This is a genomic window from Treponema brennaborense DSM 12168, assembly GCF_000212415.1.
GTDB lineage: Bacteria > Spirochaetota > Spirochaetia > Treponematales > Treponemataceae > Treponema_F > Treponema_F brennaborense.
This window is the reverse complement of sequence record NC_015500.1, coordinates 2,700,497-2,713,933: the sequence shown is the minus strand read 5'-3', so window position 1 is coordinate 2,713,933 and position 13,437 is coordinate 2,700,497. Positions and strand designations below refer to the sequence as shown.

Sequence of the window (13,437 nt, the reverse complement as noted above, 5' to 3'; positions counted from 1 at the left end):
CGGGTTTCGTCATACCAATGTAAGGAGTACATATATGGCTAAAAAGAAGGTGACCGCCGTTATCAAGCTGCAGTGCCCCGCGGGAAAAGCGACTCCCGCGCCGCCCGTCGGCCCTGCGCTCGGTCCTCACGGCGTCAGCGCCCCTCAGTTTGTACAGCAGTTTAATGACCGTACAAAGTCCATGGAACAGGGATTGGTTATTCCTGTCGTTATTACCGTCTATCAGGATAAAACGTTTACCTTTATTCTCAAGACTCCGCCCGCTGCGGTGCTTATCAAAAAAGCTGCCGGTATCGATAAAGGTGCCGCTAACCCGCTGCGCGACAAGGTTGCGACTTTGTCTCAGAGCAAGTTGGAAGAAATTGCAAAAACGAAGATGCCCGATATCAATGCGAACGACATTGAAGCGGCAAAGAAGATCATCGCCGGTACTGCGCGCAGTATGGGCGTAGAGGTGGAGCGGTAATATGAAACACGGAAAAAAATATCGCGAATCACTCGCAAAATACGATTCCTCGAAAGCATACGAACTGGATCAGGCTTGTAAGCTGGTAAAAGAACTGAAATTCGCGAAATTTGACGAAACGGTTGAAGTTCACGTCAATCTGCGCCTCGGCAAAAGTCAGACGGTGCGCGATACGCTGGTTTTCCCGCATCAGTTCAAAGGTGAAAAGAAAGTTCTCGTTTTCTGTAAAGAAGACAGAATTAAAGAAGCGCTCGACGCAGGAGCGGCGTTCGCCGGTGCCGACGAATACATCGAAAAAGTGAAGGGCGGCTGGCTCGATTTTGATATCGCCGTTGCAACTCCCGACATGATGAAAGACGTCGGACGTTTGGGTATGGTTCTGGGCCGCAAAGGCTTGATGCCGAACCCGAAGACGGGCACCGTTACCGCCGATATTTCGCACGCGATCAACGAACTGAAAAAGGGTCGTACTGAATTCCGCGCCGACAAAGGCGGCGTTATTCACATCGCAGTCGGAAAGGTTTCGATGGATGCGGACAAACTCGTAGAAAACGTAAACGCGCTGCTGTCCGAAGTCATCAGAAAGAAGCCCGCCGATGCAAAAGCCGGCTTCGTTCAGTCCGTATCGGTGAACTCGACCATGGGTCCCGGTGTTTGGGTGAACTTTAAGGAAGGAGAGTAATTATGGCGATGAAAGCGAAAAAACTCCAGCCTGCAAAAGTTGAAGCGATTGCCGCTGCAAAAACGACGCTGGAAGGCGGTTCCGATTATATTTTTACGGATTACCGCGGTTTGACCGTCGAACAGATTTCCGCGCTGCGTGATCAGCTCCGCGAAAAGAATTGCAGTTTCAAGGTCGTTAAAAATAATTTCGCGCGTGTTGCATTTGAAGAAATGGAAATCAGCATGGTTGCGGATTATCTGAAAGGACCGACCGCTATCGCGCTTGCTTCCGGTGATACGAATGAAATTGCGAAAATCCTGTACGATTTTGCAAAAGAAACGCCGGCTCTGCAGGTTAAAGGCGGCTTGATCGAAAAAGAAGTGTACGACGCGGCAAAACTGGAAGCGTTCTCGAAGCTCCCGGGAAAGAAGCAGCTGATCGCAATGATTATGTCTACGATCAATGCCCCCGTTCAGAAACTCGCCGCCACGTTGCAGGCGTATGTGGACAAGAAATCAGAAGGCGGAGCTGCCGCCGAGTAATCGGATACAGCTCGTTACGGCAGTTTGCCGGTGACCGTCTTATGACAACATACAGTCAGGCTTCAATTGCTGTCGTCCTGTCTGTATATAAAATGCCTATTTAAGGAGAAGATAATATGGCAGCTCTTACTACAGATCAGATTCTTGATGCTATCGCTTCCATGACCGTACTGGAAGCATCCGAGCTTGTGAAAGCTATGGAAGAAAAATTCGGTGTTACCGCCGCCGCTCCCGTTATGGTAGCAGGTGCCGGTGCTGCTCCCGCTGCTGCGGCTGAAGAACAGACCGAATTCAACGTTTCTTTGGAAAGCGCGGACGCTTCCAAAAAAATCGCCGTTATCAAGGCCGTTCGTGCCGTTACCGGCCTCGGCTTGAAAGAAGCGAAAGACTTGGTTGAAGGCGCTCCGAAACCCCTGAAAGAAGGCGTTTCCAAAGACGAAGCTGCAAAAATCAAGAAAGAAGTTGAAGAAGCAGGCGGTGTTGTTAAGATTGCATAAGTCTTGCACCCTGAATATGCCGTACCGGATTGCCGGTACGGCTTTCGAGCAAATCAATTGTGATAACTCAAAAGTGGTTACTGAAAAGTGCTGCCGGGAAAAATGTATTTCCGCGGCGGCTATATCTGTCTATATGACGCAGCAGTCAAGGGGGATTTGATGTTCGCAAAAAGCCGGACGATCAACCGTCAGTATATTGGTAAAAATATCCAGAACTTCATGGAACTTCCCAATCTCATAGATATTCAGCTTTCATCATATGAGAACTTTTTACAGAAAGAAAAACTGGATAATCGTGAACCGCTTGCCGAACAGGGATTACAGGAGGTTTTTTCTTCCACGTTCCCGATTGAAAGCCCTAACGGCGATATGTTTCTTGAATATGAATATTATGAACTCGATGAAGAAAATATAAAATTCTCTGAGCTTGAGTGCAAGCAGAAAGGTCTGACCTATTCGGTTCCGCTTAAAGCGCGTATCAATTTGAATTTTCAGCAGACCGGAGAAATCCGTCAGAAAGATATATACATGGGCGACATTCCGCTGATGACCGATCGCGGTACGTTTATCATCAACGGGGCGGAGCGCGTCGTCGTTTCGCAGATTCACCGCTCGCCGGGTGTCATTTTCAGTCATGAAAAAGGTATTTATTCCAGCCGTATCATTCCGTACCGCGGAAGTTGGCTCGAATTTGAAATCGATCAGAAAAAAGAACTGATTTATGCGAAAATCGACCGTAAAAAGCGCATTTTAGGAACCATTTTCCTGCGTGCGCTCGGATACAGTACCCGTGAAGAAATCATCCGCTGTTTTTACGACACTGAAAAAGTTGTCGTCGGCGATTCCCGTGAAGAAAAAGAAGCGCTGGTAGGCAAGGTGCTTGCCGACGCAGTGTATGCGGTCGACGCCGAATCCGGTGAAAACAAGAAGATTTTCCGTGCCGGTGAAAAACTACATCCGCACAATATCGACGAACTGCTGCTGCACGGCATTAAAGAGCTGACCGTCATCCGATTTGCCAAAGGCGACGATGAAAACGATACTTCGCTAAGTTCCCAGATGATCATCAACTGTTTCGAGCGCGAAGAAATCCGTTTTACCAAAGAGGGTTCGGGTTCGGATGAGCCTACGAAAGACGACGCGCTTTCCGCCGTGTACTCGGTACTGATGCCGGGTGAACCGATTACAGTCGACGCTGCGGAAAAAGACCTTACGACGATGTTCTTTTCGATGCGCCGCTATGATTTGGGCCGCGTCGGACGGTACAAGCTGAATAAGAAATTCGATTATGCGGAGCCCGTTGAAGAACATACGCTGGTGAAACAGGATATCATCGCGACGATGAAATTCCTGATTAAAGTGTATTCCGGTGTTGAAAATATCGACGATATCGACCATCTGGGCAACCGCCGCGTCCGTTCTGTCGGCGAACTGATGACGAATCAGCTGAAAACGGCTTTCAGCCGTATGGAACGCATCGCCAAAGAGCGCATGGGACTCAAAGAAACGGAAACGATGAAGCCGCAGGATCTTATATCCATAAAGCCGATCGTCGCCGCAATCAAGGAATTTTTCGGCTCGAGTCAGCTGTCTCAGTTCATGGATCAGGTTAACCCGCTCGCGGAATTGACGCATAAACGCCGTTTGAACGCGCTCGGACCGGGAGGTCTTTCGCGCGACCGCGCCGGATTTGAAGTCCGCGACGTTCACTATACGCATTACGGACGCATGTGCCCGATCGAAACGCCCGAAGGTCCGAATATCGGTCTTATCGTATCTCTCGCGATTTATACGCGCGTGAACGAATACGGCTTCCTTGAGGCGCCGTATCGGAAGATCGACGCCGGCAAAGCGACCGATCAGGTCGACTATTTGTCGGCAATGGACGAAGATAAATATTACATCGGCCAGGTTTCGGTTAATATGAAAGAAGACGGTTCGTTTGCAACCGAACAGATTTCGTGCCGCCGTCACGGCGACTATACGACCAGAGATCCCAAAGACGTGCAGTACATGGACGTTTCTCCCAAGCAGATCATTTCCGTGTCCGCCGCGCTCGTTCCGTTTTTGGAACACGACGACGCAAACCGCGCGCTCATGGGTTCCAACATGCAGCGCCAGGCCGTTCCGCTGCTGTTCCCCGAACCGCCGCACGTCGGCACCGGTATGGAAGGCAAATGCGCGTACGATTCGGGCGTTCTGGTTAAGGCGAAGCGCCCTGGTGAAGTCGTATGGGTTACGTCCGACGTGGTGAAAGTTAAACCCACCGCGCCGCGCAGACCCGACGATATCGACGAATATCCGCTTTTGAAATATCAGCGGACGAATCAGGATACCTGTTATCACCAGCGTCCCGTCGTCGAACTCGGTCAGAAAGTCGAAAAGGGAACAGTGCTTGCCGACGGACCTGCGACGTTCAACGGCGAGCTGGCGCTCGGCCGCAACATTCTGGTCGGATTCGTTCCCTGGAACGGATACAACTATGAAGACGCCATCCTGATTTCACAGCGCGTCGTAAAAGAAGACATGTTCACTTCTATCCATATTAAGGAATTCATGACTGAAATTCGGGAAACCAAACTCGGCCCCGAAAAGATTACGCGCGATATTCCGAATACCAGTGAAAAAACGCTGGACAATCTCGACGCCGAAGGTATTATCCGTATTGGTGCGAAGGTCCGCTCCGGAGATATCCTCGTCGGTAAGGTAACGCCCAAAAGTGAAACCGAAACGACGCCTGAATTTAAACTGCTGAATTCGATATTCGGTGAAAAAGCGAAAGAAGTGCGCGACTCGTCGCTGCGCGTTCCGCACGGTGTTGAAGGAACGATTATCGACGTTCAGCGCTTGCGCCGTACCGAAGGCGACGATTTGAATCCGGGTGTCGACGAAGTGGTTAAAGTACTTATCGCAACCAAGCGCAAGCTGCGCGAAGGTGATAAAATGGCCGGCCGCCACGGTAACAAAGGTATCGTTGCCCGCATTTTGCCGGTTGAAGACATGCCGTATTTGGCTGACGGTACCGCGCTCGATATCTGTTTGAATCCGCTCGGCGTTCCGTCCCGAATGAATATCGGTCAGATCATGGAATCCGAACTCGGACTTGCCGGTATGTATCTGAACGAATGGTACGAAGCTCCGGTATTCCAGTCGCCGTCGAACGAACAGATTTCGCAGAAGTTGGTGGAAGCCGGCTTTAATGCGAACTCGAAAGCCACGCTCCGCGACGGACGCACCGGCGAACCGTTCCTGAACGACGTTTTCGTCGGGGTTATCTACTTCATGAAGCTGCACCACCTCGTTGACGACAAAATGCACGCCCGTTCAACGGGACCGTATTCGCTCGTTACGCAGCAGCCGCTCGGCGGTAAAGCCCAGTTCGGCGGTCAGCGTCTGGGTGAAATGGAAGTGTGGGCGCTTGAGGCGTACGGCGCCGCGAACACGCTGCAGGAATTGCTGACGATCAAGTCCGACGATATGAACGGCCGCTCGAAAATTTACGAATCCATCGTAAAAGGCGAACCGTCCACCGCAGCGGGCGTACCCGAATCGTTTAACGTTCTGGTACAGGAATTGCGCGGTTTGGCGTTGGATTTTACGATTTACGACGCCAAAGGCAAGCAGATTCCGCTTACGGAGCGCGACGACGAACTGATTAAAAAGACCAGTTCTGACTTCTAAGATTTGTGGGAGAAGAACCGCCGCGCACGCGCTGCGCTTGTCCGGCGGCTTCTTTTCCGGTTGCATTGCAGGAGAAATACATGCGGGATATACAAGATTTCGACAGTTTGATGATTAAGCTCGCTTCGCCTGAAACGATCCGTTCGTGGTCGTACGGCGAAGTCAAGAAGCCTGAAACCATAAATTACCGTACGCTGCGGCCGGAGAAAGACGGTCTGTTCTGTGAACGGATTTTCGGTACGACCAAAGAATGGGAATGCTTTTGCGGTAAGTTCAAATCCATCCGTTATAAGGGCGTCGTGTGCGACCGCTGCGGAGTGGAAGTTACGCATTTTAAAGTCCGCCGCGAGCGCATGGGACATATAGAACTTGCGGCTCCCGTTTCCCACATTTGGTATTATCGCTCCGTTCCTTCCCGCATGGGATTGTTGCTTGATTTGCAGGTCGCGGCATTGCGTTCCGTATTGTATTACGAAAAATACATCGTTATCGACGCGGGTGACACCGACCTTAAAAAAATGCAGCTTCTCACGGAAGACGAATATATCGAAGCTCAAGAACGTTACGGCGGATCTTTCTCTGCCGGAATGGGTGCGGAAGCGATAAAAACGCTTTTGGAAAACCTGAATCTGGACGAACTCGCCGCCGAGCTGCGCGCGAAGATGGTCGAAAAAGGTGCCAAAAGCGATAAACGTCTGTTGAAGCGTATCGAAATCGTAGAAAATTTCCGTTCGTCAGGCAATAAATGTTCATGGATGATTCTCGACGTCATTCCGGTCATTCCGCCGGAATTGCGCCCGATGGTGCAGCTCGACGGCGGTCGGTTTGCAACGTCCGATTTGAACGATCTGTACCGCCGCGTTATCAACCGCAACAACCGTCTCAAACGGCTCATGCAGCTTTCCGCGCCGGACATCATTATCCGCAACGAAAAGCGTATGCTGCAGGAAGCGGTGGACGCCCTGTTTGACAATTCCAAGCGCAAACGCGTCGTAAAAGGTGCGTCGAACCGTCCGCTTAAATCGATTTCCGATATGCTCAAGGGTAAGCAGGGACGTTTCCGCCAGAATCTGCTCGGTAAACGCGTCGACTATTCCGGCCGTTCGGTAATCGTCGTCGGTCCCGAACTGAAATTGTGGCAGTGCGGTTTGCCCACGAAAATGGCGCTCGAACTGTTCAAGCCGTTTATCATGAAAAAACTGGTGGACAAAGACGTTGTCTACAATGTTAAAAAAGCGAAAATGCTCGTTGAACAGGAATCGCCGGAAGTATTCGCCATTCTTGACGAAGTCGTCCGCGAACATCCGGTTATGCTGAACCGCGCGCCGACGCTGCACCGGCTCGGTATTCAGGCGTTCGAGCCGGTTTTGGTTGAAGGAAAAGCGATAAAACTGCACCCGCTCGTCTGTCACGCGTTCAACGCCGACTTCGACGGTGACCAGATGGCCGTTCACGTGCCGCTTACGCAGGCCGCCCAGATGGAATGCTGGACGCTGATGCTTTCGGCGCGTAACCTGCTCGATCCGGCGAACGGTAAGACGATCGTGTATCCGTCGCAGGACATGGTTCTCGGTATTTATTACCTGACGAAGATCATGCCGAGCGGAAAAGGAACGGGAAAGCGTTTCAGTTCCGTTGACGAAGTGTTTCTGGCCGCCGAAACGAAGAGTATCGACTGGCAGGCCGAAATCAAGGTTCCCGTCGCGAAAGCGCCGTATAACGGACAGGTCGTATCGACGACTGCCGGACGGCTCCGCTTTAACGAAGAGATGCCGGCCGATATTGAATTCGTGAACGCGCTGCTCGGCGATAAGGAACTGAAAAAGCTCATTGAAAAAGTCTATAAAGAACAGGGCCCGTGGCTGACCGTTCAGATGCTCGACGCTATCAAGGCGGTCGGATATAAATACGCGACGTTCTTCGGTGCAACCATTTCCATGGACGATATTATCGTGCCGCCGGAAAAAGAAGAAATGATCGGTACGGCGAATAAAAAAGTCGATGCGATTCAAAAGCAGTATCACGAAGGCCATATTACGCAGGACGAACGGTATAACCGTGTGTGCGATATCTGGTCGAAAACGAACGAAGAACTGACCAACATCATGATGAAGAACCTTGAAAAAGACAAGGAAGGCTTCAATACGATTTACATGATGGCCACGTCCGGAGCGCGCGGTAGCCGCAACCAGATCCGTCAGTTGGCCGGTATGCGCGGACTGATGGCGAAGCCGAACGGCGACATCATCGAATTGCCGATTCGGGCGAACTTCAAGGAAGGGCTGTCCGTTATCGAATTCTTCATTTCAACGAACGGTGCCCGTAAGGGTCTGTCCGATACCGCACTTAAAACGGCCGACGCCGGTTATCTGACCCGCCGTCTGGTCGATATCGCGCAGGATGTCGTGATTAACGAAGACGACTGCGGCACGATCAACGGTATCGAATATTCCGCCGTAAAAGACGGAGACGAAGTTATCGAGGCGTTGCGAGACCGCATCGTCGGACGGTACACGCTTGAACGCGTGCTGCATCCGATTACGCACGAACTGCTGTGCGACGTAAACGAATATATCACGGACGATCTGGCTGCCAAAATCGACGAGGCCGGGGTGGAAAGCATTAAGCTGCGTACCGTTTTGACGTGTGAAAGCCGTCACGGCGTGTGCTGCAAATGTTACGGCCGTAACCTCGCGCACAATAAAATCGTTGAAATCGGTGAAGCGGTCGGTATTATTGCCGCGCAATCCATCGGTCAGCCCGGTACGCAGCTGACGATGCGTACGTTCCACGTCGGCGGTACGGCGTCAAAAGTCAGTGAAGAAAACCACATCGTGCTGAAATATCCGGTGCTTATTCAGGATATTACCGGTACGCACGTCGTGATGGACGACGGTACGTGGCTGTTCACCCGTAAAGGCTCCATGCTCGTTACGCGCGTTATCAATCAGTATAAGCTTGAAAAAGGCGACAAACTGCTCGTTGAAGACGGCAGCCGCATACTGAAGGATATTCCGCTGTTTACGCACGGGGGTAAAGAAGTTCTTTCTTCCGATATCGCGCGCGTTATCGTGCGCGGCAATGCGGTGTACCTTACCAGCAATGATCAGAAAGTTGAAATACAGAACGGTTCTTCGCTTCTCGTTAAGGCCGGTGATTTCGTCGCCGCGAACGATCCGATCGCAACGTTCGACCCGTTCTCGGAACCGATTATCGCCGAAGTGGACGGATACGTTCACTTTGAAGACATCATTCCCGGTTCGACTTTGGCGGAAGTTATCGACGAAGAAACCGGAAAGATCGAAAAAACGATCAGCGAACTGCATCTTGATACGAAGCAGCCGCGCATTCTGATCACCGACGAGGCGGGTAACGAAAAGGGAAGTTACTATCTTCCCGGCGGCGCGTATCTTCTTATCAACGATAATGAAACGATTACGGCCGGTACGGTTATCGCGAAGACGCTGAAAGAAGCGTCGAAAACGAACGATATTACCGGCGGTCTGCCGCGCGTTTCCGAATTGTTTGAAGCGCGCAAGCCGAAGTCGCTGTCCGTTCTTTCACAGATTTCCGGAACCGTACAGTTCAAGGGAATTACGAAAGGCAAGCGCGTCGTCGTAGTAGTAGACAAATACGGCAAATCGTTCGATCATCTTGTACCGATGACGAAACGGCTGCTCGTCCGCGACGGCGACACCGTTGAAGCCGGAGAAAAACTGTGCGACGGTGCGTTAAACCCGCACGACATTTTGGCCATTCTCGGTGAAAACGCACTGCAGAATTATCTGATGGATGAAATCCAGCAGGTGTACCGTATGCAGGGTGTAAGCATCAACGATAAGCACATCGGTGTCATCGTGCGCCAGATGCTGCGGAAGGTCGAAATCGTTGCCGTTGGTGATACGAGATTCATTTACGGCCAGCAGGTCGATAAATATAAGTTTCATGAGGAAAATCGCCGTGTTATGGAAGAAGGCGGTCAGCCTGCCATCGCCCGGCCGATGTTCCAGGGTATTACGAAAGCGGCGCTGAATATCGATTCGTTTATTTCGGCGGCTTCTTTCCAGGAAACGACCCGCGTTCTGACGAACGCCGCGATTGCCGGTTCAACCGACTATCTGCGCGGTCTGAAGGAAAACGTTACGATCGGTCATTTGATTCCCGCGGGAACCGGTATCCGTAATTATCGGAACGTCAAACTGTTCGATGAAAACGCAACGGATCTCGACGAACAGATGAACGAAATCATTGAACGCCGTAAACTTGAAAAAGTGATGGAAGCGCAGGTCGCGGACACGTCGTTCGATTCGGAAGAAGACTGAACGGAAAACCGGCTGCTTTCACGGCAGCCGGAATTTCGTACTCGGAACGCCGTTTTATGGATTTCCGATTGACAGTATCGTATTTTTTTTGGTAGAGTATATATCTATACAATTGCCAAATTTACCCGGAGTGCTGCCGGTAGAATAGAGGAGAAAGGCTAATGCCTACAATTAATCAGTTGATTCGTCAGGGACGTAAAACGGTTGCGAATAGAACGAAGTCTCCCGCGCTTCAGTCTTGTCCGCAGAAACGCGGCGTTTGCACGCGCGTTATGACCGTTACTCCCAAAAAACCGAACTCGGCCCTTCGTAAAGTTGCGCGTGTTCGTCTTGGAAATGGATTTGAAGTTACTGCATACATTCCCGGTATCGGCCATAATTTGCAGGAACACTCCGTTGTTCTTATCCGTGGCGGTCGTGTAAAAGACCTCCCCGGTGTCCGCTACCATATCATTCGCGGTGCTAAAGATACGCTCGGTGTTGAAGACCGCAAACGCGGACGCTCGAAATACGGTGCCAAACGGCCCAAGGCATAAGGAGACAGTAAAATGGGAAGAAAGAACAAAAGCATTAACCGTCCTATTATGCCCGATCCGAAATACAACAGTCCCGTTGTATCGAAATTCGTTTCCCGTATGATGATTGACGGCAAAAAAGCAACGTGTATCAGCATCATTTATGAAGCGATGGATTTGCTTAAAACGAAAACGGACAAAGACCCGCTTGAAGTATTTCTGAAAGCGCTTGACAACGTAAAGCCGATGGTGGAAGTAAAATCCCGCCGCGTCGGCGGTGCCACGTATCAGGTTCCGATTGAAATCCGCGAAAGCCGCCGCGAAGCGCTGGCGATGCGCTGGGTAATCGGCGCCGCCCGTTCCAAAAGCGGTCACGGTATGAGTGAATGTTTGGCCAACGAATTGATGGACGCATTCAACAATACCGGTACGGCTTATAAAAAGAAGGAAGATACGCATAAAATGGCGGAAGCGAACAAAGCGTTCGCGCACTACCGCTGGTAGAAAAAAAAGAGGCCGTTCGGCCTCTTTTTTTATTGTAAACTGATATAAATACTTTTAAAGTACTTGATTTTTTTTTCTTTAAAGTATATAAATAAGAACTGCCTGTTTATAAAAGAGGCAGTTGTATGGAAGCTGTAGCTTCAGGGTTCTTTGAGAGTCAAGCGGGCGCGTGTTGTGCGTCCGGCGAAACCGTAAAGATTCGATCCGTATTAAGGAAAGAATCAGGTGTTCGCAGCCCTTTGATTTGGCGATACGTGCCGTCGGCACTATCAGATAGATGGTTTGGATCAAGGGGTTCCTGATAGAACAGGTTGTCCTGTTTTAAGGCTCCGTGATACCAGACCGGTCATCAAGTATGGGTTTGATGGCGATAGGTGGTTCCGGCCGAAACAGTCCGAATAGATGGGCTGTCAAAGCAAGAAAAAAAAGTTTTTTCTGTTAACCTCCTTAAAATCGTCAAATTCAAACTCGGTGTATATGTGTATGGGAATATAATTCCGCTTGAAAAGGCTGAATATATTCTTTATAATACAGCACAGCAATTTTTTAATATACCTGAAATATTCTGGTATAGGAGGATTACATGGCAAAGGAAAAGTTCGAGAGAACCAAACCGCACATGAACGTAGGAACCATCGGTCACGTTGACCATGGTAAGACAACTCTTTCTGCGGCAATTACTCAGCACTGCGCTCAAAAATTCGGCGACAAAGCTCTGAAGTATGATGAAATCGATAACGCCCCGGAAGAAAAAGCACGCGGTATCACGATCAATACCCGTCACCTTGAGTATCAGTCAAATAAGCGCCACTACGCACACATCGACTGCCCCGGCCACGCGGACTATATCAAGAACATGATCACCGGTGCCGCTCAGATGGACGGTGCTATTCTCGTAGTTTCCGCTCCCGACTCCGTTATGCCCCAGACTCGCGAACACATCCTGCTCGCCCGTCAGGTAGGCGTTCCCGGAATGATCGTATTTCTGAACAAGGTCGACCTGATCGACGATCCTGAACTGCTCGAATTGGTCGAAGAAGAAGTTCGCGACGTTCTGACGTCTTACGGATTCCCTGCTGAAACTCCGATTATCAAGGGTTCTGCATTTAAAGCACTGTCCGAACCGGATAATCCCGAAGCGACCGCTTGTATCGACGAACTGCTGGATACCATGGATACTTATTTCAAAGATCCGGAGCGTGCGGCGGACCTGCCGTTCCTGATGCCGATCGAAGACGTGTTCACGATTTCCGGCCGCGGTACCGTAGTAACGGGACGTATCGAACGCGGTATCGTTCATATGAACGAAGAAGTCGAAATCATCGGTATCAAACCCACGCAGAAAACGGTTATTACCGGTATCGAAATGTTCAACAAACTGTTGGATCAGGGTGAAGCGGGCGATAACGTCGGTCTGCTGCTCCGCGGTATCGATAAAAAAGCGGTTGAACGCGGTCAGGTTCTTGCAAAGCCGGGTTCAATCCATCCGCACACGAAATTCGAAGGACAGGTGTACGTTCTGTCCAAGGAAGAAGGCGGACGTCACAGCCCGTTCTTCTCCGGATATCGCCCTCAGTTCTATTTCAGAACGACGGATATTACCGGAACGATCACGCTGCCTGCCGGCGTGGACATGGTAAAACCCGGTGACAATACGACCGTTATCGGTGAATTGATCCACCCCGTTGCAATGGACAAAGGTCTTAAATTCGCTATTCGTGAAGGCGGACGCACTATTGCATCCGGCCAGGTAACAAATATTATCGAATAAATTGTTTTGGAGCGAGCGCTGTCTGAGAGGCGTGTAACATCACCGTTCAGACAGCCTCCGCATTTTCCAGGAGGAATAATGGCTACCGATAAGATTCGCGTCAGACTTCGGGCATTTGATGTAGGGCTGATCGATCAGAGCGCAAAAGCCATCGTGCAGACTGTTCAGCAGGCAGGAGCTAAGGTTTCCGGACCGATTCCGCTGCCGACCAGAATTAATAAGGTGACTGTTCTGCGTTCACCTCACGTAAACAAAAAATCACGTGAGCAGTTTGAAATGCGGACGCACAAGCGGCTTATTGATATTATCGAGCCTTCGGCGGACGTTATGGATTCGCTGATGAAGCTTGAACTGCCGGCTGGTGTAGATGTTGAAATAAAACAGTAAGATATTTTCTTACTGTAAAAACCGGTACGGTTCCCCGGATCAGGGAATGGCGGCCGATATGGAAAGAAACGTTTGTTTCTTTCACAAG

General features: G+C 50.5%; 10 protein-coding genes. All 10 read left to right on the top strand.

The window, feature by feature from the left end; genetic code table 11:
* The first annotated feature begins 34 nt into the window (after window positions 1-34).
* The 10 genes from rplK to rpsJ all read left to right on the top strand — a co-directional run bounded on the left by rplK (window position 35) and on the right by rpsJ (window position 13,349).
* Window positions 35-466 (top strand): 50S ribosomal protein L11, encoded by a 432-nt coding sequence (gene rplK / locus TREBR_RS11880; RefSeq protein WP_013759415.1) that lies wholly within the window; start codon window positions 35-37, stop codon window positions 464-466.
* A gap of 1 nt (window position 467) precedes the next feature.
* Complete coding sequence (gene rplA / locus TREBR_RS11875; protein WP_013759414.1) at window positions 468-1,148, top strand: 50S ribosomal protein L1; 681 nt, start codon at window positions 468-470, stop codon at window positions 1,146-1,148.
* Window positions 1,149-1,150: 2 nt separating this feature from the next.
* Window positions 1,151-1,672, top strand: coding sequence for a 50S ribosomal protein L10 (gene rplJ, locus TREBR_RS11870; RefSeq protein ID WP_013759413.1), 522 nt, complete (start codon window positions 1,151-1,153; stop codon window positions 1,670-1,672).
* A 116-nt stretch (window positions 1,673-1,788) separates the two neighbouring features.
* A complete protein-coding gene (rplL, locus tag TREBR_RS11865; RefSeq protein WP_013759412.1) occupies window positions 1,789-2,169 on the top strand; it encodes a 50S ribosomal protein L7/L12 in 381 nt (126 codons plus the stop codon).
* Between the two features lie 159 nt (window positions 2,170-2,328).
* The gene (rpoB, locus tag TREBR_RS11860; protein WP_013759411.1) at window positions 2,329-5,850 is read left to right on the top strand and encodes a DNA-directed RNA polymerase subunit beta; all 3,522 of its coding nucleotides are present in this window, start codon (window positions 2,329-2,331) and stop codon (window positions 5,848-5,850) included.
* Window positions 5,851-5,930: 80 nt separating this feature from the next.
* A complete protein-coding gene (gene rpoC, locus TREBR_RS11855; protein WP_013759410.1) occupies window positions 5,931-10,172 on the top strand; it encodes a DNA-directed RNA polymerase subunit beta' in 4,242 nt (1,413 codons plus the stop codon).
* A gap of 161 nt (window positions 10,173-10,333) precedes the next feature.
* On the top strand, window positions 10,334-10,708 hold the full coding sequence (gene rpsL, locus TREBR_RS11850; RefSeq protein WP_013759409.1) for a 30S ribosomal protein S12: 375 nt from the start codon (window positions 10,334-10,336) through the stop codon (window positions 10,706-10,708).
* 12 nt (window positions 10,709-10,720) lie between these two features.
* The gene (gene rpsG / locus TREBR_RS11845) at window positions 10,721-11,191 is read left to right on the top strand and encodes a 30S ribosomal protein S7 (RefSeq protein WP_013759408.1); all 471 of its coding nucleotides are present in this window, start codon (window positions 10,721-10,723) and stop codon (window positions 11,189-11,191) included.
* Window positions 11,192-11,774: 583 nt separating this feature from the next.
* Window positions 11,775-12,962, top strand: a complete 1,188-nt coding sequence (gene tuf, locus TREBR_RS11840) for an elongation factor Tu (RefSeq protein WP_013759407.1) — start codon at window positions 11,775-11,777, stop codon at window positions 12,960-12,962.
* A gap of 78 nt (window positions 12,963-13,040) precedes the next feature.
* On the top strand, window positions 13,041-13,349 hold the full coding sequence (rpsJ, locus tag TREBR_RS11835) for a 30S ribosomal protein S10 (RefSeq protein ID WP_013759406.1): 309 nt from the start codon (window positions 13,041-13,043) through the stop codon (window positions 13,347-13,349).
* The last annotated feature ends 88 nt before the right edge of the window (window positions 13,350-13,437 follow it).